Source organism: Selenomonas sp. FC4001, from assembly GCF_000701565.1.
GTDB lineage: Bacteria > Bacillota > Negativicutes > Selenomonadales > Selenomonadaceae > Selenomonas_A > Selenomonas_A ruminantium_B.
Window position 1 is genome coordinate 1 of sequence record NZ_JNJF01000019.1, and the last position, 25,786, is coordinate 25,786.

General features: G+C 45.9%; 29 protein-coding genes and 1 pseudogene. 28 read left to right on the top strand and 2 right to left on the bottom strand.

The features are described from left to right. Nucleotides 1-5: 5 nt before the first annotated feature. Nucleotides 6-1,405 (bottom strand): IS3 family transposase gene (locus T320_RS14390; protein ID WP_156032790.1). Its coding sequence is split into 2 segments (ribosomal slippage): nt 6-937 and nt 937-1,405, totalling 1,401 coding nucleotides; the frame shifts between segments, so codons are not numbered across the junction. 187 nt (nt 1,406-1,592) lie between these two features. On the opposite strand from T320_RS14390, the gene T320_RS09195 reads away from it, so the two are divergent. The 15 genes from T320_RS09195 to trbB all read left to right on the top strand — a co-directional run bounded on the left by T320_RS09195 (nt 1,593) and on the right by trbB (nt 13,502). Then, nucleotides 1,593-3,092: a Y-family DNA polymerase gene (locus T320_RS09195; protein ID WP_037355151.1), complete on the top strand. Its 1,500-nt coding sequence runs from the start codon at nt 1,593-1,595 to the stop codon at nt 3,090-3,092. Continuing rightward, nucleotides 3,089-3,277 carry a hypothetical protein gene (locus tag T320_RS09200; protein WP_037355153.1) on the top strand — a complete coding sequence of 63 codons (189 nt, stop codon included), beginning with the start codon at nt 3,089-3,091 and terminating at the stop codon, nt 3,275-3,277. Before T320_RS09195 ends, T320_RS09200 begins: the two co-directional genes overlap by 4 nt. 79 nt (nt 3,278-3,356) lie before the next feature. Then, complete coding sequence (locus T320_RS14645; RefSeq protein ID WP_156032792.1) at nt 3,357-3,521, top strand: hypothetical protein; 165 nt, start codon at nt 3,357-3,359, stop codon at nt 3,519-3,521. A gap of 13 nt (nt 3,522-3,534) precedes the next feature. Next, nucleotides 3,535-4,098: a hypothetical protein gene (locus tag T320_RS09205; protein WP_037355156.1), complete on the top strand. Its 564-nt coding sequence runs from the start codon at nt 3,535-3,537 to the stop codon at nt 4,096-4,098. Between the two features lie 181 nt (nt 4,099-4,279). Then, nucleotides 4,280-4,825 (top strand): S26 family signal peptidase, encoded by a 546-nt coding sequence (locus tag T320_RS09210; protein ID WP_037355159.1) that lies wholly within the window; start codon nt 4,280-4,282, stop codon nt 4,823-4,825. A 5-nt stretch (nt 4,826-4,830) separates the two neighbouring features. Continuing rightward, nucleotides 4,831-5,307, top strand: a complete 477-nt coding sequence (locus T320_RS09215; RefSeq protein WP_037355162.1) for a hypothetical protein — start codon at nt 4,831-4,833, stop codon at nt 5,305-5,307. Nucleotides 5,308-5,336: 29 nt separating this feature from the next. Next, nucleotides 5,337-5,804, top strand: coding sequence for a hypothetical protein (locus T320_RS09220; RefSeq protein WP_156032794.1), 468 nt, complete (start codon nt 5,337-5,339; stop codon nt 5,802-5,804). A gap of 180 nt (nt 5,805-5,984) precedes the next feature. Then, a complete protein-coding gene (locus tag T320_RS09230) occupies nt 5,985-6,449 on the top strand; it encodes a hypothetical protein (protein WP_037355168.1) in 465 nt (154 codons plus the stop codon). 9 nt (nt 6,450-6,458) lie between these two features. Further along, on the top strand, nt 6,459-7,190 hold the full coding sequence (gene trbF, locus T320_RS09235) for a conjugal transfer protein TrbF (RefSeq protein WP_197019403.1): 732 nt from the start codon (nt 6,459-6,461) through the stop codon (nt 7,188-7,190). Then, on the top strand, nt 7,187-8,218 hold the full coding sequence (locus T320_RS14025; protein WP_081824810.1) for a TrbG/VirB9 family P-type conjugative transfer protein: 1,032 nt from the start codon (nt 7,187-7,189) through the stop codon (nt 8,216-8,218). Before trbF ends, T320_RS14025 begins: the two co-directional genes overlap by 4 nt. A gap of 15 nt (nt 8,219-8,233) precedes the next feature. Further along, the gene (locus tag T320_RS14030) at nt 8,234-9,547 is read left to right on the top strand and encodes a TraB/TrbI/VirB10 family type IV secretion system protein (protein WP_051608696.1); all 1,314 of its coding nucleotides are present in this window, start codon (nt 8,234-8,236) and stop codon (nt 9,545-9,547) included. A gap of 86 nt (nt 9,548-9,633) precedes the next feature. Then, on the top strand, nt 9,634-12,117 hold the full coding sequence (locus tag T320_RS14035; protein WP_051608697.1) for a type IV secretory system conjugative DNA transfer family protein: 2,484 nt from the start codon (nt 9,634-9,636) through the stop codon (nt 12,115-12,117). A 48-nt stretch (nt 12,118-12,165) separates the two neighbouring features. Then, nucleotides 12,166-12,408, top strand: coding sequence for a hypothetical protein (locus T320_RS09255; RefSeq protein ID WP_037355174.1), 243 nt, complete (start codon nt 12,166-12,168; stop codon nt 12,406-12,408). Continuing rightward, nucleotides 12,405-12,551 (top strand): hypothetical protein, encoded by a 147-nt coding sequence (locus T320_RS14650; protein ID WP_156032796.1) that lies wholly within the window; start codon nt 12,405-12,407, stop codon nt 12,549-12,551. Before T320_RS09255 ends, T320_RS14650 begins: the two co-directional genes overlap by 4 nt. 3 nt (nt 12,552-12,554) lie before the next feature. Continuing rightward, on the top strand, nt 12,555-13,502 hold the full coding sequence (trbB, locus tag T320_RS09260) for a P-type conjugative transfer ATPase TrbB (protein ID WP_051608698.1): 948 nt from the start codon (nt 12,555-12,557) through the stop codon (nt 13,500-13,502). Between the two features lie 274 nt (nt 13,503-13,776). On the opposite strand, the gene T320_RS09265 is transcribed toward trbB, so the two are convergent. Next, on the bottom strand, nt 13,777-14,307 hold the full coding sequence (locus T320_RS09265; RefSeq protein ID WP_051608699.1) for a GNAT family N-acetyltransferase: 531 nt from the start codon (nt 14,305-14,307) through the stop codon (nt 13,777-13,779). A gap of 216 nt (nt 14,308-14,523) precedes the next feature. On the opposite strand from T320_RS09265, the gene T320_RS09270 reads away from it, so the two are divergent. From T320_RS09270 to T320_RS09325, 13 genes and pseudogenes are all read left to right on the top strand, one after another. Next, a complete protein-coding gene (locus T320_RS09270; protein ID WP_037355177.1) occupies nt 14,524-14,880 on the top strand; it encodes a TrbC/VirB2 family type IV secretion system protein in 357 nt (118 codons plus the stop codon). A gap of 17 nt (nt 14,881-14,897) precedes the next feature. Continuing rightward, on the top strand, nt 14,898-15,164 hold the full coding sequence (locus T320_RS09275; protein ID WP_037355179.1) for a VirB3 family type IV secretion system protein: 267 nt from the start codon (nt 14,898-14,900) through the stop codon (nt 15,162-15,164). A gap of 12 nt (nt 15,165-15,176) precedes the next feature. Next, a complete protein-coding gene (locus tag T320_RS09280) occupies nt 15,177-16,205 on the top strand; it encodes a hypothetical protein (RefSeq protein ID WP_037355181.1) in 1,029 nt (342 codons plus the stop codon). A 49-nt stretch (nt 16,206-16,254) separates the two neighbouring features. After that, nucleotides 16,255-18,720 (top strand): TraG/VirB4 family ATPase, encoded by a 2,466-nt coding sequence (locus T320_RS09285; RefSeq protein WP_197019404.1) that lies wholly within the window; start codon nt 16,255-16,257, stop codon nt 18,718-18,720. Then, nucleotides 18,677-19,201 carry a lytic transglycosylase domain-containing protein gene (locus T320_RS09290; RefSeq protein ID WP_037355182.1) on the top strand — a complete coding sequence of 175 codons (525 nt, stop codon included), beginning with the start codon at nt 18,677-18,679 and terminating at the stop codon, nt 19,199-19,201. Before T320_RS09285 ends, T320_RS09290 begins: the two co-directional genes overlap by 44 nt. A gap of 37 nt (nt 19,202-19,238) precedes the next feature. Beyond that, nucleotides 19,239-20,018, top strand: a complete 780-nt coding sequence (locus T320_RS09295; RefSeq protein ID WP_037355185.1) for a TrbJ/VirB5 family protein — start codon at nt 19,239-19,241, stop codon at nt 20,016-20,018. After that, entirely contained in the window at nt 20,018-21,733 is a 1,716-nt protein-coding gene (locus T320_RS09300) for a type IV secretion system protein (protein WP_037355187.1), read from the top strand. Before T320_RS09295 ends, T320_RS09300 begins: the two co-directional genes overlap by 1 nt. Then, a complete protein-coding gene (locus T320_RS14855) occupies nt 21,730-21,996 on the top strand; it encodes a hypothetical protein (protein WP_197019405.1) in 267 nt (88 codons plus the stop codon). Before T320_RS09300 ends, T320_RS14855 begins: the two co-directional genes overlap by 4 nt. Before the next feature lie 246 nt (nt 21,997-22,242). Beyond that, nucleotides 22,243-22,590 (top strand): annotated as a pseudogene (locus T320_RS14975) (M23 family metallopeptidase); the annotation flags it as partial. 36 nt (nt 22,591-22,626) lie between these two features. Next, nucleotides 22,627-23,904, top strand: a complete 1,278-nt coding sequence (locus T320_RS14980) for a type IV secretion system protein (RefSeq protein ID WP_369793441.1) — start codon at nt 22,627-22,629, stop codon at nt 23,902-23,904. Further along, on the top strand, nt 23,901-24,722 hold the full coding sequence (locus T320_RS09315; RefSeq protein WP_037355193.1) for a hypothetical protein: 822 nt from the start codon (nt 23,901-23,903) through the stop codon (nt 24,720-24,722). The genes T320_RS14980 and T320_RS09315 overlap by 4 nt, the downstream gene beginning before the upstream one ends. Before the next feature lie 119 nt (nt 24,723-24,841). Beyond that, the gene (locus T320_RS09320) at nt 24,842-25,192 is read left to right on the top strand and encodes a hypothetical protein (RefSeq protein ID WP_037355194.1); all 351 of its coding nucleotides are present in this window, start codon (nt 24,842-24,844) and stop codon (nt 25,190-25,192) included. 46 nt (nt 25,193-25,238) lie between these two features. Next, the gene (locus tag T320_RS09325; protein WP_037355197.1) at nt 25,239-25,760 is read left to right on the top strand and encodes a hypothetical protein; all 522 of its coding nucleotides are present in this window, start codon (nt 25,239-25,241) and stop codon (nt 25,758-25,760) included. The last annotated feature ends 26 nt before the right edge of the window (nt 25,761-25,786 follow it).

Genomic DNA, 25,786 nt, shown 5'->3' on the forward strand with positions numbered 1-25,786 from the left:
TTTTTTTACGCTGCGGCATGATGTAATCGGTAATCTACTGGGCTGAGCCACCCCAGCTTAGCTTTGATTCTGTGCTTATTGTAATATGTGATGTAATGCCGTATAGCTCGTTCAAGTTCTTCGAAGCTGTGATAGGTATGCCCATAATAGATTTCCTGTTTTAGCAGGCCAAAGAAATTTTCCATCACGCTATTATCCAGGCAGGTGCCTTTGCGAGACATACTTTGAAAAATTCGTTCTTCCTTTAATCGGCCTACATAGCTGCCCATTTGGTAAGCCCATCCCTGGTCGGAATGGAACGTTCGACGATAAGGGCAGTCGCTGGTAATGGAAATTGCCTTATCCAAAGCAGACATAATGCCTTGTGACGATGGCCGTTTGGTGATACTAAAGCTAATGATTTCACGATTATAAAGGTCAAGGAACGGGTCTAGATATGCCTTGCGTGTAAGAATATTCCCGTTGGTGTCCATTTCATAATACTTAAATTCAGTGGTATCTGTTGTGATTTTTTGATGTGGAATACATGTATCGAAGCGGCGACGCAGCCGATTGGGAGCAATACGCCCAATAGTACCTTTGTAGGAACTGTACTTGCGGCTCTTGTGGGAGAAAGCTTTTACCTGTAGCCCTAATTTCTGGACAAGGCGCTGAACCTTCTTGCGATTGACTAAAAGGCCCTCTTTGCGGAGCTTACCCCAGATTCGACGATAACCAAAGTCCTTGTTGTTCTGCCGAATAGCTTTGATTTTTGCTTCTAACTCAGCATCCGGATTTTGGCGGTCGAATCGCTGTTGCCAATACATGTAAGTAGCTTTAGGGAGTTTTATAACTGCAAGGATGTCTTTTAATTTGAATGATCCTCGGAGACTGTGGGCGATCCTTGCTTTCGCTTCTGCGCCTCTTGCTCCAGGCGCAATCTCCTCAGTCCTTTTAAATAAGCCACCTCAATACGTAGCTTGAGATTCTCTTCTTCTAACTGCTTAAGTTTCTCATCTTGATTCATATTGCATTCTGGTGTAATACTGGCTTTATCTGGCATCTTTGGCCGCCTGCCTTTCCGTTGCGGTTTGAGACCTTCTATACCAACAGCACGATAGCGTCGAACCCAGTTAGCTAAAAGGCCCGCAGATTTCAAATTAAGTCGAAGTGCCAATCCTTGGTAAGAAATCTCTGTACTTAAATATAACTCTACAGCATTTACCTTGAATTGGAAAGAATAGATTTCTTTTTTCCTTGACCGTTGAAGGCCATCTTTCCCCATTGCTCGATATTTCCCTACCCACTCTTGAATGAGTCTTTTGGCAGGGATTTCATATTTTTTTGTTAAGGCAGTATAACCTATATCCCCGTTCAAATACTCTTGGACTACTTTACATTTAAATTCTGCACTATATTTTGCCATAAAAAGACCCCCATAAGTTAGATTTCTTGGTCTAACTTATGGGGGTCTCTACAATTGTCAGTAGGGGCGGCTCTTTCTATATTAGATGAATCACAGGGATGCGAAAGCGGAAAGAAAAACATTCTTGCCAGAAGAAATGTTTCGTGTTACACTATATGTAAATAAATTACACATTGGGTGAAAGGCTATGAAGAGAGCAATTTGGATAGCTATTGACCTGAAATCGTTTTACGCGTCCGTTGAGTGCGTCGAAAGGAACCTCGACCCACTGACTACAAATTTGGTGGTAGCGGATGAGAGTCGGACGGAAAAGACAATATGCTTGGCAGCCACTCCCGCTATCAAAAAGTACGGTGTGCCAGGGAGAGCAAGACTCTTTGAAGTGGTGCAGAAGGTAAAAATGGTGAATAGTGGCCGTAGATACTTTGCGCCCGGCAGGAAGCTGACAGGAGAGTCCTGCGATGCAATAGAGCTTGAAAAGAATCCTAATTTGGCCGTTAGCTACATCGTGGCCCCGCCGAGGATGGCACTCTACATGAAATACAGTGCCCGTGTGTATGGCGTGTATCTACAGTATATTGCAAAAGAAGATATACACCCGTATTCTATTGATGAGGTATTTATCCATGCGGGGCCATATCTCGGCACTTACAGAATGTCAGCTCATGAACTGGCCATGAAGATGGTGCGGGAAGTTCTTGAGGAAACTGGTATCACGGCCACGGCAGGGATTGGCACCAATATGTATCTAGCCAAAATTGCCATGGACATTGTGGCAAAACATATGCCGCCGGATAAAGATGGGGTGCGCATAGCCGAACTGGATGAAATGAGCTACCGGCAACGACTCTGGGCGCATACACCCCTCACTGATTTCTGGCGTGTAGGGCCAGGTACCGCAAAAAGGCTTGAGAATATGTGCCTGTATTCGATGGGTGACGTTGCAAGAGAGTCAATGAGTAAAAGGGGAGAAGAAAGGCTCTATAAGGCTTTCGGGATAAATGCTGAGCTGCTAATAGACCATGCGTGGGGTTACGAACCTTGTACTATGGAGGCCGTCAAATCATACCGCCCCATGAGCACTAGCCTGAGCAGCGGGCAGGTTCTGCACGAACCATATACGCATGAGCAGGGGCGCCTCATTGTATGGGAAATGGCCGACCAGCTCGTATTGGATTTGGTGGCCAAAAAGCTTGTGACGAATCAGGTTGTCCTGGATATCGGCTATGACATAGAGAACATTGCCCGTGGCTATACAGGTGAGATACATATAGACCACTATGGCAGAAAAGTCCCCAAGGCGGCTCATGGAACCGTGAGTCTGCCTAAGCATACATCGTCCAGCAAGAAGCTGCTGCGGGAAACACTGGCCTTGTATGACCGCATAACAAATCCTGCGTTGCTGGTGCGTCGTGTCACGGTAACGGTCGGCAGGCTTATCTATGAAGACAGTCTGGAGAACCGTAGGGAGTCCGTGGTAGAGTTCAATCTCTTTGCAGATGTGGAGGCGGAGGCTAAAAAGGAAGAAGCCAACATGCGTGAGGAAAAGCGGGAGAAATCCTTGCAGCACACTATGCTGGCTATTAGAAGCAGGTTTGGGAAGAATGCTATCTTAAAAGCGGCAAATCTTAGGAAAGAGGCTCGCACAATAGCAAGGAACAGCGAGATTGGAGGTCATAGAGCGTGAAGATAACAAGAGACATCCGAGAATATAGAGACATCATAAATGTTCCTCGTCCGGAGCCACAATGCCATCAACGGATGCCGATGGCAAAGCGGGCTGCCCAGTTCAGCCCGTTTGCTGCATTGACTGGTTATGATAAAGTAGTGGCGCAGACCGCGCAGGAACATGAGGCCAAGATAGAATGGTAAAAGTCAAGACTGGTTTATAAATACTTCTCTGATATAATGAGAACCATATGTTGGCACTTTGCGACAGGAGGCGTGGATATTGGATTTAATAACAGAATATCTTCATTTTTACATTAATAATATAGGAAATAAAGCTAATATGGGGTTAGCAGTTTCAAAGTGGGAAGATGACTTATATTTTGTCAATAATTATCGTCTCAATAAGCAAAGGTTATATAAAATCGATAAAATTCGACAAGAATAAAGAGGGATAGTTTATGCTTTTTCGTCCTAAATACAATGAGAAGTTTCCATCATTAAAGTCTATGTATGAGACTGAAAAAGAAGCCATAGAACAGTTTTGTGAGGAGACTGGAATTCAGTGTGTATGGGAAAATGATTCATTAGAAATAAGCAATCAGCCTGAAAATTGGATTATCCAGCAGTCATTAATAGATGGAACGGTTTTGTTGTATCATAAGAATACGAAAAATATCCAGCCGCATCATAAAACATATTATGAAGAGATTGAAGGATACCATTTGCAGCCGATGTTTTATATTTCCATCATATACACATTGTGCTACATATATCTACATCGTTTATGTGTACTGCAAGAACATATACCTTTTGAAGAATTGCCTTCTGTTATGCAAGATTTTATTCAGTACTACGAAAAAGAGAAAGCTAAAATCCCCAAAGAAACCAGCCGTCAAAAAAGGCATCTGCTGCTAAAGATTCGGAAACAGTCTGAAAAAAAGGCTGCTGCTTCATCTGTTCAAGAGTTGCTTAACTCATTGGAAGATGACCCATCTGGAGTATTTAAGAATATGGGGGTATAAATAATCCTCTAATTAATCAATTCGATTCCAAGATAATTTTAAAAACATAATATACAGCACCAGAAGAAATCGCTCATGCGACAGTTTTGGGGGCATATAAAGGCATGAGGCATACAACGATTGCATGTTTGTGTTATTTTTCCTCTCCATCAACAGGGATAATTGATGGGGAGGCTTTTTTGTGTGTATTAAAAGAAAACGTGTAGTGCTGGGGATTTGTTTTGGTTGGCTGTTCATGCTAATAGGGCTTATTAGCATGGAGGGGAGACTGCCACAGTATTTGGTATATAACAGCACGGCAAGTGTGCCTGTAGGCTGGTACCTGTTGCTTACGCCAAATGACATAACAAAGGGAGATATGGTGGTTTTTACATTGCCTGAAAAGATGCAGACGTTGGCAGAAGAAAGAGGCTGGCTTCCCCGGAATACAAAACTGCTAAAACGTGTAGGTGCAATACCTGGTGAAATATATGGTGTAAATCAAAGCCAGCAGTTCTATGTAGGTGGAGTTTATTGTGGTCAGGCAAGCTCTGTGGATGGAAAAGGTCGTAAGATGCCTAGCTTGAGCCATGGTGGTCATGTTGTGGATAAGGATAGCTTTCTGCCGGTAGGCGATAATCCAAAATCCTTTGATGGAAGATATTATGGGACTGTACCACTAAGCTGCGTGGAATATAAAGCCGTAATGATATTGCCGACTGGTTGGCTGATTCGATTATGGAAGTAAGGTGTATGAGATTGGGGAAGATTAGGGCATTAGCAGAATATATAGTTCAGCATAAACCAAAGGCTCTTGGGGCGGTAATCCTACTGGAAATCATAGGGATAGTCGGAATGCTGTGGTTGAATAATAGCATCTCAAATGTGCAGTTGGAGGAAGATTATCAACGCTATATGATAAATCATGACGCAGTTATTACAGAACTGAACCGTGTAGAGCTGGCGCGACAGGAAGATTTAAAACCTGTGGAGGCACTATCTTCTATGCTTATGATCATGCCAGAGCAGGTAAAATGCCGGCATATTACAATCGGAAATTTCCATAACGGCGATTGGATTGTTATGGAAGTAGATGCAGCTGAACGCAATATGTTGGAAAGCTATTTAAGCAGTCTTCGGCGAACACCAAATTTTGCAGCCATGCGTGTAGAAGATTTGGTGAATGGTGTTCGCATAACAGTGCCTATGCCGGAGGGATTTGTGTGGTGATGAGATATTGTGATTGGTGGCTGCATACGATGAAATTCGGTGATGGCCGGAGAAATAGGCTACTTAAAGGTGCTTTGCTGGTAGTGATTTTGCTGGGAATTGTTTTTGTAGTCCAAGTTATGGACTATCGGGCGACAATAGAAAAAAATAATAAGATGGCAATAGAGATGGAGACTTACAGCAAGCTTGCAGCTAAAGTTAACGATTTATCTTGCCGTGCTGTACAGTCAGAACAGGTGCCAATGGTTTTAGGAGATATCATCCAAAAAGGAAAAGACTTTGGCCTTGTAGTTAAAGCCGGTGAGAAAACGTTGTATCAGGATGATACGGCCAGCATATACGAAATTCACCTCAAAGGGAGCTGGAAGAGGACAGCAATGTATCTGGAGAATATGCAGACAAAGGATGCTTTGCTGAGCCTTCGTATGCTGGATATGCAAGGCACAGATGAAAATCTGGAGACGAAGCTGCAGGTAAAGATTTATACAAAAGGGTGATGCGTATGTGGTTGTTCTGTGGCCTGGCCTTTTGGCTGCTGGTTAATGTCGTGATGGTCGCTGTCCTCATCGTGGCTATCCGTAGGATGAAGAGGCTAGAAGACTTGGCACGCCTCAATCTGAAAACACAGTGGGACTTTGAGGCATTATTAATAAATATATTAAAGTCGGGAGGAGAGGATGGTACAAGTGAGCCCAAGGAATAAATGGATAACCGGTATATTATCCGGTACAGGAGTTGGCCTTTTAGCTGGTATTTTGCTGTGTGGTGGGCAAAGTTCTTCATGCAATGAAGATGATTTTTCTGTAGCAGAGGCAAAACCGCTTTGGCAAAACAATCCTGCTCAAGTGGTGGAACTTGCAGACTACAGCCCCTTTGCTTCGGAGAAAAGTGTACAGGGGAAAACGGTCGCCGGAGCGGAGGAGAAAAGGAAAATCATAAATATCCCAGAGAAGCGGCAGATGGCTATGGCAAGGGTATATCCAACCATACCGCAGATTCCAACAAGACATAACACAGTAAATAATAGGCCGGAACAGAATGCCTCACCCAAGCATAGTGAACCAGAGAAGAATCATTACAGCTCAAAAATAGCTTTCATCGGGGGCGAGGGTATTGAAATTAAGAACAGTCAGGGGGAATAGGGATTGGATGTGAGTAAACTATTTCTAGGGTCGCAGGAATTTAACAAGGAAGAGCCGCAAAATCCCTGCGAGTATGGTCGAAAAGTCTGGGATGATATGAACGGTAACGCCCTGAGACAGAATCATAATTTGCGGATTATGTGCATGGGGCTTATGGGGGCTTTGGTGATTGCCACCATTGGCAATGTCTATCAGGCTACGCAAAGTACAGTGGAACCCTATATCATTGAAGTGGACAGCACAACTGGTGCTATAAGGAAGGCCGGAGCTATATCGGAAATGGACTATACGCCGGAGAAGCTGGAAATTGAGTATTTCCTGGGCAAGTTCATTCAAGACACAAGAAGCCTTCCTGTGGATGGGGAGGTCTATAAGCAAAGCTGGTATGAGGCCTATGGCTATATGACTAAGGATGCGGCGGCTGCCATGTCTGCTGAAATGGAAAAGCAGGATAAGGCCGGTGACTTTGGCAAGAAACGAATTAAAGTCACCATCAATTCTATCCTGCCAGTGAATTCGGGCAGTGATTCTTATCAGGCCAACTGGACAGAAGAGATATGGGATTTGACGACAGGTACCCAAAAGACCGTAAAGATGACTGGCATATTTACCGTCACAATAATTCAGGGCAAGGATAAGAAATCATTGATGGAAAATCCATTGGGCATCTATGTGAAGGATTTCAGCTGGTCAGAAGAAAACGTGGCAAAAGACGTAAAAGACAAGGCAGGGGATAAATGATGAATCGTCATAACTGGAAGAAAAACGTATTAGTATGGGGAACGCTGGGCGTGTTAATGCTTCCGGTGGGAGCTTCAGCACAAGATGCTGCAAATGAGTCCAGCACCAGTCAGGAACAGGCTACAGGAGCCACAAAACAGGAGCTGCATGAGAGTCATAAGGAACGACAACTAAGGGAGCGGGTTCAGGAACTGGAGGCTGAACTTGAAGAAAAGGCTCGGGAACATTTGGAACTACTCTCTGAGGTAGATGAACTGAGCTCACGGCAAAAGGCTATTGAGCGTGGCGACAGCCTGTCTCATGGCTATCCTGCTACCAGCAACTATTTGGTGGAACCTGGCTATAACGAAAATCTTGGATATACCCAGGATGCTATCAATGCTCAGGGGGATTCCACCATGGTGTTCAGCTACAGCCCCAGCCAGCTCTATAAAATCTATTGCAAGCTGAACTATCTGACAGACATTGTGCTGAAGGAAGGTGAGCAGATTACCTATGTCGGCGGCGGGGATACAGGCAAATGGATGCTGGATGCCTCGACCGTGGAGGGTACGCCGCATATTTATCTGAAGCCCATAGCCAAGGGAGCTATGACCAATATCATAATCAACACAACACACCATACCTATCAAGTGCTGTGCAGTGAAGGAGACTGGTATAACCCGATTATCAAATGGTCATATGGCAGCGAGAATATCATGAAGAGTATCGCCAGCCAAAAGGCTTTTGATAGGACGGTCAGCGGCGTAGTGCAGTCGCCGGAGAACTTGTCCTTTGATTATCGTATCCGGGGAAATGCAGCATGGAAGCCGGAGCATGTTTTTGATGATGGCCGCAAGACATTTATTCGTTTCAGCAAAAGCTTTAAGAAGCTGCCGGTGCTCTTTGTAAAAGAAAAAGGGCATAAGGAAGCGATGCTGGTCAATTACCATATCAAAGCCAATACTTTGGTGGTGGAGCGTACCTTTAGCGAAGCAGAGCTACGGATGGATGGCGAAAAGATAAGAATTACGAAATCCGGGAAATAATCTGGGGGTGGTGATTTGAGTTCGTTTCAGGATTTGAAGGATGGCCTGTCTAAAAAGATGACAGCCATAAAAGCCAGAGAAGGGAAGTCTGACCTTAACAACCCTTCCATGACTGAGGGGGTAAACGAGAAGGCTTACGGCATAAGAAAAAAGGTTATATATGGGATTGTACTCTTTCTCGTATGTGCGTTCATCGGCTTTTCCTATGCCAGTATGGGTGATGATGCGCCAAAAGAGAAAAAGCAAAACCAGTCGGAACAGGCTGCGGATGCCAAGAATATGGTAAACAGCGACCGGCAGCTGCAGCAGATGAACAACAAAGTGAAAAATCCAAATGGCATGAGTCCTAATGCGGCTCCGCCTATGGATGGCGGCAAAGGCAATAACAATACGGCACAGAATAATTCGCATGGCAATGGAGATCCGGCAGGCGGAAGCCGGAACGCGGATAACAACCAAAGTTATTCGGCTAAATACCCAGTGATTCCCCAGAGAAGTTACAGCAATCCGTACCCTGTTTTGCCACCAGCAAGTCCTGTGCAGGCTACAGCAGTGCAGCCTGCGCCTAAACAGGTAAAGGATAAGGATGAGTATGGTGCTGCGATTGCTTTTGCAGATGGCACCTATGGAAAAGGGAATAGCTCCGTTGAACGGCCAACGGGCACATCAGTGAGCGATACTGCAGGTAATAATAGCAATCTTAAACAAATGGCTGCGGATAACCGGGCCGTAACTGCATATACGGAGCCAACGCCTGATAGCTTGCAGGCGGGTACGGTAATTCCGGCAGTGTTGCTTACTGGAATCAATACCGATGTTGGTGGTCAGGTGATGGCGCAAATTGAAAGTGATGTATATGACTCCTTAACAGGCACCAGACGCCTGATTCCTGCGGGAAGCAGGCTGGTTGGAAGTATTGCCCAGGGGGCAAAAGAAGGACAGAACCGTGTAGCTGTTACATGGCAGACGCTCATACTGCCATCTGGAGGAAGCTATATGCTGGGCGGCTCTATGATAGCTGCAGATTTAGCCGGTTATGGGGGCATACCCGGAAGGGTGAATAATCATAGTGGCAGTCTCTTAAGAAGCGGATTTTTTACTTCAGCAGTGGCAGCATTAGGAGCTATTGCCAGCGGTAATACATCTACGACAGCAAATACGTATACTGCAGGCCAGCTGGCTGCACAAGGGGCTATGAGCAACCTTATGAATACGGCGTCGGCGCTTATTCAAAAGGGGATAAATAATTCTGGCATTACGATTACAGTGGAAGCCGGACGAGAGTTTATGGTCTATGTAACTATGCCAATCCAATTTAATCCATACTGATGAATAAAGCTGCCATATGAGTGTCGGGGTGCGTAAGGCACCCCTTTTTTACTAAGAAATAAAGCTGTGTGATGGGAGGGTAAAGATTGAGTACAGCGGTAAATGATATTGATGTAGATGCCAGAAGACATAAAGTCAAGGTGGTATTTATCCTGATGGCTGTATTTGCCCTGCTGGGCATGGAAGCAGCAACAATAAGCATCGCCAATGATTGTGGTTATGATAGTTCTTTAGGGCGCTGTCTGATGCTTGGGGATTACCATATCTATGGATTCTGGAACTACTGGCTCTGGAGCTATAGCAGAATTGGTTCGCTCATACCGGATATTATCCTGCGAGGAGACCGATGGTTCTATGGCTTCATGCTGGCCGGGGGCTTAATGAGCTGTGTTTATATAAAAAATGCCAGAAGGCTGATAACCCACGGATCGGCCCAGTGGGCCAGTGCCAAGGATATTGAAAAAGCAGACCTTACAGGAAATACTGGCGTAATCTTAGGCATCAATCCCTATACCCATAAGCTGATGCGGGATGACAGTTCGGCACATATATTGCTGCTTGCTCCCACGCGCAGCGGAAAAGGTGTATGCGTAATTATTCCTACCTGCCTCACCTGGACACATTCAATTTTTGTCACGGATGTTAAGGGAGAGAACTGGATAAAAAGTGCCGGGTATCGGAAAAAGTACATGGGACAGAAATGCATCAAGTTTGAGCCGCTTAATAATGATGGCAGTTCTGCCAGATGGAATCCCCTGTCCGAAATCCGCATGGAAACACCTTATGAGGGAAGTGACGTGGATACCATAAGCGGTATTCTCGTCAACCCAAAAGGTGAAAATAAGGATGGGGATTACTGGCCACAGGCAGGCAAAGCCCTGCTTAAGGCAGCGATAATCCATCACTTATACTGGTTTAAGAGGGAAAAAAGGCCGCTGCCGAATCTGACCAATATCCTGTCCTCGGTATCAAACCTCACAGAACTACTGGCATCCATGGGGTCTTATGCCCATATTACGGTGGAGGAATTCTTCAGAAGTCCCAATGTGTTTCAAATCTGCTATGGGGAAAACTATATCACGGATTTTTCCAGTTACAATACGGCACTTTCTGAACTTGCCGGTCGGGAGATACGGCTGACTTCCGTAGATGAGCTGAAATCTGAATTGAAAAAATATCCATTCAAGGGAGCAAGGGAGGAACGTCTGGAAAAGAAGATTACCCAGCTGGAGGATAGCCTATCCCAACTGGAGGCTGAGGAAGAGAAGATAAGCGCCCAGCAGGAAGAAGCCGATATGGCTTATGAAGAAGCTGACTTAAAGGCCGATGAAGGAAAGGCGCGGGCCTTGGAGCTTCAGGAAAAGCTTGCCAGAGGAGAAATAGCTGAGGCTGATTCCATAGCTGCTGATAATGAGGCGGGTAAACTCATAAAAGAAGCCATGCATTGCAAGGCAATGGCCGAGAAGGCTGAGCGTATGATGAAACAGCTTGCTCTGAGAAAGGCTGACCTAATGGAACAGATAGATGTTCTTAGGCAAAAGCTGGCCGGGGAAGAAACTAGCGACAGCGTGGATGGCACGGAAGAAAACCATAACAGTACTGGCGGGGAAAAGATTGATTTCAAGGACGGTGGCAAGCCGTGGTATAAGCTCTTGGTACATCCAAAGGTTCTGGAATGTGCCCAAAGCCTTCTTCCAAAGGTTAAAAGTGCCGGCGGCGAAATCAGCGGTATCCAGTCTACGGCAGCAACTTGCCTGAATCTTTATCAAGACCCGATTGTGCAGGAAAATACCAGTACCTCGGATTTTCTGGTCGAAGATTTGCTCAATCCTGCCCAGGCAGTATCTTTCTTTCTGGTAATCCCGCCTAATGACTTGGAACGGCTGACACCATTGGTGCGGCTGTTGATAAATATGATGCTCAACAGACTTATTCGGGATATGAAGGATGAGCATACTGCAGGTGTGAAAAGGCAGCGACTGCTTATGATGCTGGACGAATTTGCGCAATTTGGCCGGTTTGAAACCATAGAGACGGCAATGGCGGTATGTGCCAGCTACGGGATTAAGATGTGTATCGTTACCCAGACCATAACCCAGCTGTACAAAAGTTATACCAAAGACCAGGCGATAATGGGCAACTGCCATACCCAAGTTATTTTTACGCCCAATCAGGACGGCGGTGTAACGGCCAAAAACATTTCAGAGGCCTTGGGCAATGAAACCATCATTAGTGAGAATAAGAACGATGGTGGAGGCGGACTTTTCAAGGGCAGCACATCAAAATCGGGAATTGGCAGAAGGCTTAAGATGCCGGAGGAAATTGCCAGAATTCCTTTTGAGCGGGAGATTGTCATGTGTGCAAGGCATAACCCCATCTATGGGGAAAAATTGCTCTACTACAAAGACCATCGTTTTAAGGAGCGGGCAGCTATACCTCCGCCGGTCTATAGCGATACGGTACGGAAGGTAGCAACATTCCGCGATATTGAGACCATGACAAGGCCGATTATGCAAGAGATGCGCTTGGCTCAAGAAAAGGTTCGATTGGCTAAGGAAATCACAGAGTAGATTTTGTGGTGGGGTAATTTGTCGGTTTAGGAAGCAAAGGAGATAGCTATGCTTACAGAGGCAGTGAAGATTGTGTTCGATTCGAGATATCCAGATAAGATTCAGTATGAGCTGGTCAAGACAGAGATGGATATGCTGACACCAGCTAATGAGTTTAGCGCAGACGAACTGGAGGGGGCGATAGATTATTTTATCGACCATACGGATAATGACGAACTTAGGGCAAAATTTATTAAGGCCAAGGAAAAGCTCCCGGAATATCTTGCCTTGAAGAAAGCAGGAAAAGTATGAAGATAATTGGCAAAAAAGAACGCAGGGCGCGAAAGATTGCAAGCATTGAGAGTAAGCTCCGGGAACGCGGGATGCGGGTGCTCAGCGGCAAGAAAAAAGATAAAGTACATACGAGAAATTTTGCTGGCGGCAAGGGGGCATAAGTTGTGGCCAAAAAACAGGAAGCTATAAAAAGAGCCCTGGGTACACTGGAATATACCCTGGGCTTTGAGATTATGAATTTTTTGCAGGACAAGGACGTGAACGAGATTATTGTTAATCCCGATACAAAAATATGGGTGGATACCTTCTCCCAAGGGCGCGTGCTGACCGACTATACCTTGGATTCCGGGAAATCAGAGCAGATTATCTATCAGGTGGCGGATTTAACCAATACGGTTTGTTCGGCCAGTAAACCGACATTGGGAGCTGAACTTCCCGATGGCAGCAGATTTCAAGGATTCCTGCCGGATGTGGTAACAGCACCAAGCTTTATCATCCGCAAGCATACGGAACGTAAGCTCACGCTCGTAGATTATGTGAATGATGGTGTGCTTACCCCAAGGCAAAGGGATATTATCCTTGAAGCAATCCGGGACAGGAAAAACATCATTGCAGCAGGAGGAACCAAGACGGGGAAAACCACGTTCCTTAATGCAATACTGGCAGAGATATCTAAGAGCGATGACCGGATTGTGCTGCTGGAAGATACGCGGGAGCTAAAATGCGCGGCCAGAAATTATTTATCACTGAAGGTTACGGAAAACTGCAGCATGAACGATTTGCTCCATGATACTCTGCGGGCCACCCCGGATAGGATTGTAGTTGGAGAGGTTAGGGGCGATGAGGCATTGGCGCTCCTTGATGCGTGGAACACCGGTCATGATGGTGGCTGCTCAACGGTACACAGCAGTTCTGCCATGCTGACGCTTAGGCGGTTGGAACAGCTGGTTTCAAGGGTGTCGGTAACGCCACAGCAAGAAACTATTGCCGGGGCTGTGGATGTGATTGTTTATCTGCGGCGCAAAGGCACTGGACGAATCGTTGAAGAAATTCTGAGCATTGATGGATATGATGGGGAGAAAGGTCGCTACATTACCCACGAACTAAAATGATATTTCAAAATACTACTTTGGTAGTCGGGGGGCGTAATTGCTACCTTTGAGGGATTGTTTTCACTATCATCAAGAAGTAGAATAGCATTTTCACTTGGGGAAGTGATAACACATACATACACTTTCAAGAGTGGGGAAGCTCGCAGGTAAAGGAAATACGAATATAAAAACGCAGGTCGATGGCCTGCGTTTTTGCGTGTAAAAGAAAAAGTTGTAGGAGATATAGGTTAATTTAATCTGCTTTTGGAAGCGTATTATTCATGCTTCCAATATTCTAGGGAAGTTTTTTTTCAAAACGGAACATGCCTTCAGGGAACTGGTCGCCAGAAGGTTCATTTGTATCACGAGGGTCAGGATGATGACTGTTGAAGAATTCAACGATATGGAATCCGCAGCGGTTGACGTAAAAGTGGATGTTGCGTTTTTCAAAGTAAGGAGTTACCGTCTCCCAGACCTTGACGGCAGGATACATTCGTTCTATTTCACACCAGGCTGCATAACCGATTCCTTTGCTGTGAGCTTTAGGGGAAACAAACAGAATCTCCAGTTCCCCATGGCAGCCTTCTACTTTTACAATAATGCCGCCGACAGGCTGACCATCCTGCATGATGCGGTAGGCAGTGCCATTATCTATGGATTCCTCGATAGTGGCGAGGGAGATGATTTCATCATCTTCCTCAAAGTGATTGTCGCGGAGTCCGAATTCTATCATGGCTCCATAGTTGAAGGCTTCCTGATTATCACGGATGAACTGTTCCCTGTCATCTGCTTGCAGGGGGAGAAGTGATATCTTCATATTTTTCATGGTAATCACCTTGATTTCAGATTATATTTTACAGGTATATTATACTGACGGGGAAAATGAACTGTCCATAAAAGGATATTAACAAAGACAAAGAATTGACATCTCTAATGCTACGAACTTGCAAGTTGCATGTTTGTGGCATTTTTTTTTGCATGTAAAACCTAAAATGAGACGAGAAGAAGTGTTTTTCCTATATCTATGATGGGAGGAAGCAAGATGAATGCGAAGTATTTTGGGAAAAAGATGCTCAATAATGGCTGGCAGTTGGTTAATAAAAATAAGGGGATGCTGATGGGCATGGGGCTGATGGCGATTTCCAGCCAGTGCATGGCATCTACCACTATGCCATGGGATAGTGGTATCGATAGCTTGAAAGCCAATCTTACAGGGCCGCTGCCGCGTGCTGGTGCGGTTATTTCTATTGCAACGGGTGGTGCCCTGTATGCTCTGGGGCAAAGTGATATTTCACGGATGGCCATGAAAGGAGCCTTTGGTACTGCCATTGCATGCGGAGCTGCGACACTGGCCGGACTTTTTGGGGCAGACAATGTTTCCGGTTGTTTGTTTTTCTGATGTGAGGAGCGAGTTCATTGTCGAATGATAAAAAGCGGATGGAGTTTAAGTTGCCGTTGTTTAGTGCCCTCACAGAGCCAGTACTTCTTATGGGCGCACCGCCTTTTATGATTGTATTCAACATCTGTGTTGCCGGGGTTTTTGTATTGTCGTTTCATTTTTTCTGGGTTATTCCATTAAATATTGCCATCCATGCTGCAACGATTTATGTAACCAAGCAAGATGCAGATGCATTTGAATGCTTGAGAAGTTATATGCAGCAAGGCCGGACATATAACGTTTGATGGAGGTTAAATATGCTGGAAGATTATCGGCAGGATTACAGTAAGGTTTATTCCTGGCTATCTTGGGGCGGTCTTATATTGCCGGAAGTGGTAAGAAATAAGGATGGTTCATTGATGGGATTTATCCGCTATGGAAATTCGAGTGAAGAAACCGTGGAGGGTTTGCACTTAAATTTTCCTAAAGGCTGGAGCATATGGCTGGATCAGCACCATTTCCTTGGCGATGATTCAAACACCCTTTGCCTTTCGTGGAATCCAATCCACAAAAACAGGAACAGTTCTGCAGATAATCTCTATGAAGGCATTTGCAGAGGAGAAGAGGGTGATGCGGAGTATTTTCGTAAGGTGCTGCAGAGCATTGGAACTCAGATAGCTTCCTGTAAGGCTGGCAGTCATGTGCTGGAGCTGGAAGAAGTGCTCTCATACCTGAAAAGTACCTTGCATATGCAGGCCTGTGAACTTGCCATGCCTAAAATTCCTCTTTATCTGGATGCTGTGTTATCAAGGGATATGGCATTTAAGGTCTATTCTCCGGATGGCCCGGACAAAAACCGTCTAACCATCCGGGACAGAGAAATTGTGGTTGCAAGCATTAAGGAAAACCTATCTCAGAACACTTTGGATATGGTTCTAAGAGCATTTCGCCAAATGAACTACAGGTTTTGCCGACGGGTTTTGTTTATGCCAGAAGATAACCTTCAGCATGAACTAAGAAAGCTGACACAGAGCTGGTGCCCACAAAGACAGACCATTCGGGATTATATGCTGGCCAAGCAAAAAGGGAATGGCGGCATGATAAGCAACACACTGGTATTTGCTTTAGATAAAGATAACTTAAATGATTACCGGCAGTATATCCGTGAAATAATGGAGGCCGTAGAAATTCCTTTTGTGCTGGAGAGTTATAACAACAAGCCATGCTGGTGGGGAACTCTTCCGGGGATGTTCCGGGCTAACGGCAGGATACTTCCCAGTCATGTAAGAGACTGGCAGGATTTTTTATGCTTGAAAAGCAGGGGTGAAGTACGTGTACAGGCTTGATTTATTCAGGCGTAAAGGCAAAAGCATTGCCTCCCTGATGCCTTACGGAATGATTATAGACGTTAAAGGCACAGGAGTGGTCATCAATAAAAATGGCTCCTTTATGACCGTATGGAAATACAGAGGCCCTGATTTGGACAGCGCATTGCAGGAACATCTGGCAATTATTACAGCACAGCTCAATAGCGCCTTGATGGTGCTTGGCTCTGGGTGGGTTATCTATATGGAGGCGCAGCGTCTGCCGGATGCCACTTATGACAAAGATGTATGTTTTCCCGATGCGGTTACAAAACTCATCGATGATGTACGGCGGGATAATTTTACTTCTGGGAGGTTCTTTCGTTCCGAGTATTATTTTTCCCTTTGCTGGCTGCCTCCAAGCGACAATGAAGGCCGTCTAAAGTCGATGCTCATAGAAGGTCATGATGAGCATACGGTTACGGTGGAAGAGAACCTGCAAGACTTTATGGAAATGGCAGACAGCCTTTGCCGGATATTTAAGGAGCTGGAAATTCCTGCAAAACTCTTAGATGAAAAAGGGCTGGCTACCTATTTGCATAGCTGCGTATCCGATAACAGGCGGGTAATCAAGCCGCCTAAGGATGAATTCTGTGACAGCTATCTCTATGATGCGGACCTAATCGGTGGCAACGCTCCAAAGCTTGGGGAAAAACATCTGAAGATTGTGGTGCCGAAGGCTTATCCCAAATCCAGTGTGTTCGGGATGCTTAATAACCTGAACCGGCTGAATTTCCCTTATCGCTGGGTGACAAGATTCTATCTGCTGGATAAAACAGAAGCAATCTCGAAGCTGGATACCCGAAAGACACGCTGGAAGGGAAAGATGGAGTATTTTTCTTCCACGGTGAAGAGGCTTATCTTCAATTCACCGCCGCAGGCCAGCGATATCAATGAGAATGCCGTTGAAAAGGTAGAAGAAGTGCAGGAGGCGCTGAGAAGTGTAGATGCTGGAGACGTTGGCTATGGCTATTATTCCACGGAAGTAATAATCGCGGAGGCGAACTACGAAAGAGCCTGCTTGTATGCCAAGGCCGTGGAAGATGTTTTTAAGAGCCAGATGATGAAGCCAAAGATAGAAGATGTCGGTTCTGTGGATGCATGGCTAGGCAGCCTGCCGGGAAACTTCCATCACTATTGCCGCCGCATTTATGCATCTACGGGTAATCTGATCCACATGATGCCCTTATCGGATATATGGTCAGGGCAGAAACGCAATGAGCATTTATCGGGGCCGGCACTTATCTATACCCGCAGCGATGGGGCAACACCATTCCGCATGAATCTTCATGTAGGGGATGTTGGCCATACTTTGATTGTCGGCCCAACCGGTGCAGGCAAGAGCGTCCAGCTCAATATGATTTCCGCGCAGTTCCGCAAATATAAGAATGCTCAGGTATTCATCTTCGATAAAGGTGGTTCCAGCCGTATCCTTACGGAAGCTGTTGGCGGCAGGTATTTTGAACTGGCCAGCAGCAGGAATGGTCTATCCTTCCAGCCGCTGGCAGGGATAGATGACGATGATGAACGTATGTGGGCAGTAGGCTGGATAACGGATTATCTGGAGTCCGTACATGTAGAAGTCACGCCGGAGATGAGCAAATACATATCCGAGGCCTTATCTTCCATGAAGGCACTTCCTAAAGAGCATCGGACTATGCTTACCTTATGCACCAGTATCCAGAATCAGGAACTGAAGACAGCATTGAGGCCTCTTACAATCGAAGGAGATTACGGCAGCATCTTTGATGCCTCAGCAGATGATTTGGATTTTTCTTCATGGCAGGTTTTTGAGATGGAAAGCCTTATGAATAACACGCCAAAGATAGTTGGGACTACTCTTCTTTATATTTTCCATCGGATTGAAGAGGAGATAAAAATGGATGACCGTCCCTGCCTGCTAGTACTGGATGAATCTTGGGTATTCCTGGATAATCCTCAGTTCGCATCCAAAATCAGGGAGTGGCTGAAAGTGCTCCGTAAATCCAATACAGCGGTGGTATTTGCAACGCAGAGCCTTGCAGATATTGTGGCCAGCCCCATTGTGGCAACCATTCTGGAATCCTGTCCAACGCGTATTTTCCTGCCCAATAAAGATGCATTGGATGATACGCGCACAGGCAGCGATAAGCCCAGTATGAAAGAGATGTACCAGTCTTTTGGCCTCAATGAGCAGCAGATTATGATGCTGGCTAAGGCCATTCCAAAGCGGGAGTATTATTATACCTCCCCGTTAGGAAACCGGATTTATTCGCTGGATTTAAGTCCAATGGAACTAGCATTTGTTGGTGTAAAGACAGAGGATATCCGTATGGCTGAAAGAATCATAGCCGAGCGTGGACGGCAGGACTTTGCTGTAGACTGGCTTCGGTATAAAGGCTTGGAAAAATATGCAAGTCGGCTGGAAAACATTATGACAGAGGGAGGCGAGCTATCTGCTAAAGAAAATCCTTATGATGCTATTGGGGCTGATGCTTTTGCTGGGCAAAGCATCTAATCCTGCTTTTGCCTATGACGATAAGACCATAGTTTATGGCGAGGTCGCAGGAAGGATAGGGACAACAGAGGAAGCAGCATGGCTTACGGATGCGATTATGTATGCCGGAGCTTTATATGGAGTAGATCCCTTATTACTGGCTGCGGTCATGGAAGCGGAAAGCGGCTTTTCGGCAGGTGCGTATTCGGGGGCTGGAGCATATGGCTATATGCAGCTAATGCCTGATACAGCATCAGGTATTGGAGTAGATAGGTATAATCCCTTGGAAAACATATTGGGGGGAGCTGCTTACCTGCGCCAACAGATAGATAATTTTGCCGGAGATGGCGAATATGGTGTGACTGAAGCTGTAGCGGCATACAATGCGGGAGGTGGTGCCGTAGAACGCTATGGCGGTGTGCCACCATACGCAGAAACGGTAAACTATGTGGCTAAGATTGCGAACATCTATGAAAAGCTCCTACAGGAGACGGCATTTTAAGATTGGGGACACCTTGCGATGATGGGGAGGGAAGAACATGCTGAAGAGCAAAGCAAAAAAAGGTGCAGCTTGCTTATTGGCTATGGCAAGCTTTATGTGTCTGGCACCAAAGGCAGAGGCTGCGGTATTGGTATACGATGCGCAAAATGTGGAGCAGGCCATAAGGACAGCCATCACAACAGCAAACATATTGAGTAACGAGGAAAAGCAGCTGCTCCTGCAGATTCTGAATATGAAGAGGCTAGATGCATCTATCCTTACGAAGTATCTGGAAAAAATGATTGCCTTGGAGCGATATCCGCTGGATGAGCGGGAGGCCCAGATTGGCGTTTTGTCCCCTAAATCCACTACCGATTCATTCTGGCAAAAGAACTTCCGCAACATTGAGGCCGTTATTAATGGCAAAATGACCGTGATGGATGCCTATTATGCCGGTCAGGCTGCTTACAAGGCGGAAGCGGATACCAATAATGATACGGTAAAAAATGCAAGGCTGACACAGGATTTGACCGAGGACTTATCCAAGCAGGCCATGACAGCCCTTGAAGCTTCCCAAAATGCGGAAGGCAATCTGCAGGCTGTGCAGGCGGGAAATCAGGTTATGGGGGTAGGGGTTATGTCGCTTATTCAGGGCAATAACCTGCTATCCAGCATGACCGCTGCCCAGGCCGTGAAGAATCAAAGGGAACTGCAGGAAGAAGTCACTGCAAAGCGTATTAACGAAAGCACGGCTGAAAAGCTTAGCAAGGCTACGCAGAATTGTGGCCTTACGGCAATGAGTTACGAGGAATTTCGGCAAAAGATGGGTGAGTACTGATGAAAAAGCTTGGCTGGGCATGGATGCTCCTGATTATGGCGTGGCTTATCCTGCCGGATATTGCAATAGCAGCCGATTCTAGTGCCCTGGCATGGCGTACCCCTCTGGAAGCACTCAGGGATAACATCACCGATAAGGTGGTACCGGCGGTACTGAATATCATGATTGCCGTCACGGGCATCATGATTATGTTTGGGGATAGCAATCACAGGCGTATGCTGAATATCGTTTTGGGAACGGCCATGGCAGCGCAGATATACTACGCCCTAAAAGCATTTGGATTGGGAGAAATCCTTAATCCGGCGGTATCTGTTGTCGTAAATCCGGTAGACCTGACATCGATTAAAATAACCGATAATGTCGAAGATTTTAACCCCTTAAGTGGCTTCATGCGCCAGTTTATCCATATCGTAGATAACGGCTCAACTGTACTTGTAGGTTACGCTTTAGAGCTTATGGGCTTTTTGGTGGTTATTGATGTGGCTGTTGCTCTTGTACTGGGGCTTGCTAATGAAGATAAGATTCGCTATATCACAGTAATTGTATTGAAAGTTGGTTTCTTTATGTTTCTCATCGAAAACTGGGTAGGCGGAAATTACCAGATATGCCATGCCATTATGTCCAGCTTTGAAAAATTGGGCTTTCTGGCTTCCGGTACTGGGAACATGTACCTGCCGGACAGCATAGTAAAAAATGGTATGCAATCCTTCAGTGCGATTTGGAGCAATATTTCTCTTTTAGGTATGTCCAGCCTGGGTGCATTAATTGGGGATTTGGTTATTGCCTTTACGGTACTTTTTGCCACATTCTATACCGGGTTGGAAATGTTCATGGTCAGAATTTGTTTTTGGACGGTTTCTTTGATATCCGTTGTATTATTGCCATTTGCCATGTACGAGCGAACAAGTTTTCTGGCCGAAAAAGCCATAGGTGCTGTATTTGCACTAGGGGTTAAAGTGGCGGTAATTGCCTTTCTTACGGCAGTGACCTGTCCGCTACTGGCTACATTTTCCAAGCAAATAAGTGACCAAGCGGCTGCCAATAATGATTTGCTGGAGCTTAGTGCGCTCTTACAGTTAACATTGGCTTGTCTGATGATAGCCTTAATGGTGAAGAAAATCCCAGAGCTGGCGCAGGGACTAATTTCCGGTAATCCATCGCTTACCTCCGGCGATTTTTACGATGCAATGCCCAATCCTATTAGAGGAACTTCCAGAGCCATGGCCTTTGCAGGCAGTGCCTATGGTACCTATAAGATGGCTACAAATATGGAAGGCGGCGGCACCGCAAGAAAAGCTGATGGAGATACCTCGTGGCTGTCCCAGACGACAGGCACTTTAAGGAATATGGCCTCCATTGAATGGAACCGCTATAATCCTTTCCTGGCTGAAGAACGTGAAGCTGAGCAGGGAATCCGTTATATGTACAGCATGAGAGCCAACAGCCGGGATATTGATGATACGGCGCATGGCCGAAATGATGTGTATGATGAGCAGGGAAATCTCTCTCATAACCATTTATATGCTGCAACCAACGAGCACAACGGCGCTCATAACCGGGATGGTTCGATGGTTAAAGATGGCAGGGGGACAAACCTTACCCATGGCTGGACTCCGGCACCTAAGACGGATGAGCAGATGGATAGGAACTCAGCAGAGAAAATCGATGCCATATATGACAACTTTAACCGGAAATTCAACAACAAACGAAGATGAGCATAAGAGACAAAAAAGAAGTGATGCGGAAAGGCATCACTTCTTTACTAGGAGGAAATATAAAAATTGAGGGATTAACGGACGTATTTTGGATCATAACCAAGGCAGTGGCCATGTTCATCCCACTGCCAGCCGTAGCCTTCTCCACGGGAACAATGAGGGCTGAAGGGGGGCTTGCCCCAGAGGTTATAAAAGAGAAAATCAATCGTGTCAAAGATGGCATAGCGGATAAGATGAAAAAGGAAAATGCCACCGAAAAATAAGAGTGCCAGCAAAGCTATGACCAGAATCGAGATAAAAAGAATTTTCATGTCGCTCGCCTCTAGTAGTTAATCAAAATAAATGCTATGCTCTTAGCTATTTTATCACATGGAAAAAGGGAAGTGTTGCTCAGGATGTTAATAAAGTGGTTAATAATTTTGGTGCTGATGGTTGCAGGGCATTTCGGCACCGCCGGGGCAGCACCGGCCTATCATTCCATGATGAATCCTGTGGAAGGAGAACTGGAAGTTACCTCCGATTTTGGCTGGCGCACCCATCCCATATACGGGACGCAGAAATTTCATTCAGGAATAGATTTTGGCTATGACTATGGTATGCCCGTCCATGCTGCAAGCAGTGGTACAGTTACAACGGCTGGCTGGGTAAGCGGCTATGGATATCTGGTAGCGATTGATCATGGCAGCAGCATTGAAACTCTTTATGGCCATAATGAGATGCTGACGGTCACTGCCGGCCAGACGGTACAGATGGGCGATGTTATAGCCTATGCCGGCTCTACGGGTAATTCTACCGGCCCTCATTGTCATTTTGAGGTCAGGCTTAACGGTGAGCCGGTAAATCCATGGGATTGGCTTTCCGGCACTCCGCCATCTGGAGCCGGAGGCATGATGATGGATGAAGATATAGTGGCAGTAAATTACGATGCCTATTATGACTTTTGTAAGCCCATCCGTGAAATGACGGAAAAGATAGCCGAAGTATGTACCAAAGGTCTCAGGATAATACAGGATAACCTTCGGTGGCTGTTCTGGGCGCTCATGACCATAGATATTGCCCTCCAAGGCTTGGGGATGCTGCTGGGAGAGGATAGGAATGCCATCTACATCAGCAGGTGGCTGGCCTCCAAGTGCATATTCTATGGTTTCCTGACCTATCTCTTTTGGCACTGGGGCGATTTAGCCAATATCCTGAGGGATTACTTTGTTACGATGGGGGCATTTGCCACGGGCAATGATTATGCAACAGCAGGAAAGATTTTATCTGACCCGGCTGCAATTGTGGAAATCGGAGCAAGATATGTAGGCCCCATCTTTGAATATCTGGGTACTATGTGGGGAATAAGCATAATGTTCCATTTGCCCACGGTGATTATCTGCTTGCTGACCATCATCTGCGTGTTGGCATGCTTCTTCTATATTGGCATCATGATAGCTATGGCCTATATTGAGTTTTACTGCACCGCATTATTTAGTCTGCTGGGCTTTAGCTTCACGCCGTTTCAGGGAACAAGAAGTTTTGGTGCTACGGCTATAACTGGCCTCGTGATGAGCACCATAAAACTCATGGTGATGACGGTTACTGCGTTGCTGCTTGTGGTGGCGTTAAAAGATTCCGTGCCCAAGGATTATTTTGATACATCCGTGCAATCCGTGGCTGCAGGCGGCAATTTCCAGTCGGTAGAAGAGTTTGCCGCAGCAATCCGTCAGGTTGAGACAGGAGGCTGCGAAGATCCCTATCATACGCCGTCAGCAGATGGATATGGCTATGGAGCTTATCAGATAAGCTATAGCAACTGGGAAAGCTGGTGCGCTGAAGCTGGGATTAACCCTGCACCGGATATGCCATGGCCGCCGGAAGTACAGGATGTGGTGGCCAAGCATAAGATGCAGGTACTCTATGAACAATATGGCAATTGGCATGATGTGGCTATTGTCTGGAATGCAGGTTCCGTTGTTTCCTGGGATGAAGCTTACTGGCAAAAAGTTATAAATAGTGGCGGCACGAGAATAGAAAAGACAATTAAGCTTACGGTTCTCCTAAAAATGATGCTGGTGGCACTTGCCGCTATGATATTTGGTCACGAGGACTGTAAGGTGATTATGGAGCTGTTTGCGGGTTATGGTTTCCGCTTCAAACGGCAGGGAATGATAAGGGGGTTCCGGTTATGAAGATAGCTCACGTTGTGGCAGCTGGTGTTATGGTTATGTTTCTGGGTTTCGGAGCAGTATCTGAAGCATATTCTGTTCCTGGCGTAGACAGGCCCTATGACCCGGCCAACTATTACAGCATAGACAGCATATCTTACGAAGACAGTGCGCCCTCACCGTTTGCGCTGCGCGAGATTATGCAGGGAAACGTCTATGACTATACGCGGCATATCAAGAGCATCCTCTTTGGCGATAAGTTTGAGGGATGGCTGGCAAACCTGATGGACAGCAATATGCGCTGGCTAAGGGATATGCTGGGGCTGGGAAATAGGGGGAGTTCTGTTTTAGCTGAAATTGAAAATGGCAATAAAGACTTTGGCATCCCGGACTGGCTACAGGGAGATAATTATTTTGTGAATTACAACAGCAAATGGCTGAGAACCGGCTATGACAGCAATGATAAGTATGGCTGGATGGCCAAGATATTTGCCGAAGGGATTGAAAATGCCCGGAAAAACCAAGGGGATTTGGAAGAGCGGATGGGAACACTGAATGACATCCTCGAAAATTCGCGGGTGGCAGAGGGCAATATGGAAGCTATGCAGTCCGAAACACAAATGCAAGGCCTTATGGATAGCGAAATCACAAGGCGCAGCAGGCTGCTTGCTAACCATGCTCAGGTACAGGCCGCAGGCGACCAGCTGCGGCTGGATAAAGAGCGGCGGGCAATGCTCGCGGAAGACCGGGTGATGACATTCAAAATCATGGACAGGAACAATATGACGGAGCAGGATAGTGCGGTAGGCATAAAAGAAGGCAGTGGCTTTAAGAATTTTTAAGGGGAGCTGAAATGCTGCCGGGGATATTCTTGAAAATATTTTTCCCATATGCAGGATTCAGGCATAGAAGGTAGAAACTTCAATCGAAGAGGTAGTATGCGTGATTGGAGGAAAAACGTATGGATAAAGCCACGATTAAGGAAAAAGTCGAAGCGATGATTTCAGCTCCCAGCTGCTGTGCTGAGCTGAAGACGGCAGGCGAACGGTATCTAAAAGCCATCGGTACGCCCGAGGAGAAAGATGAGGCCAAGAAGCTATTAGACGAGATAAAAATGGATGTATGCACCATTGACCAAGTAATTGAGCTTTTTACATCGGCCAAGGGAGAAGAGCTGTTTGGCAAAGAACAAGCTGCAGCGATTGCCTCCCATGCTAAAGAAGTAAAAGCAAAAGGCGGAGTGTATTGTGATTGTCCGGCTTGTGCTCCAGGAGTAGAACTAATGGACGCAGCCGCAGATATACTAAAGTAAATTACCCAGCAAACATGTCAGGAAATTGAGGATGGGAGGAATTACGTTGAAACGAATAGTATTAACTGTTTTTAGTTTGCTGTTATTGTCCTTGGCATCTGTAGCGAATGCAAACTATCCTACTTACCTTAATGGCGATAGAAATCTAATATTATGTGATGGTCACATGGGCGTAGCATGGTATGTTGACCGCACAACGCTAAATGTAGAAAAATATGCGCCACCGCAGTATATTATCAGCGTAAATATCGTAACAGCAACGAGTGCCTATGGTAATGAACAGGATTTTTACAGTGGGGGCAAAGGCAAAATAACAGAGGTACGCAGAGCAAGGTTCTTTTATAATTGGGATTTAAGGGAAATGTATGTTGATTCTACCGGCAAAGATGGTTGGCGATTCTTGCCACCGCTGGGAAGCTGGGCTGAAACCGGCGTATCTATGCCAGCTGGTGAAACCGCATTTTATCTTGCCTATAAGATGAAATTCTACGGGAGTAAAAAATTCTATGATTCTTTCCTAAAGAAGTCGATTTGTCCATATGGTGATGAGTTCTATGCAAGAATCTAAATAAGCGTAATATAGGGACTGCGTAT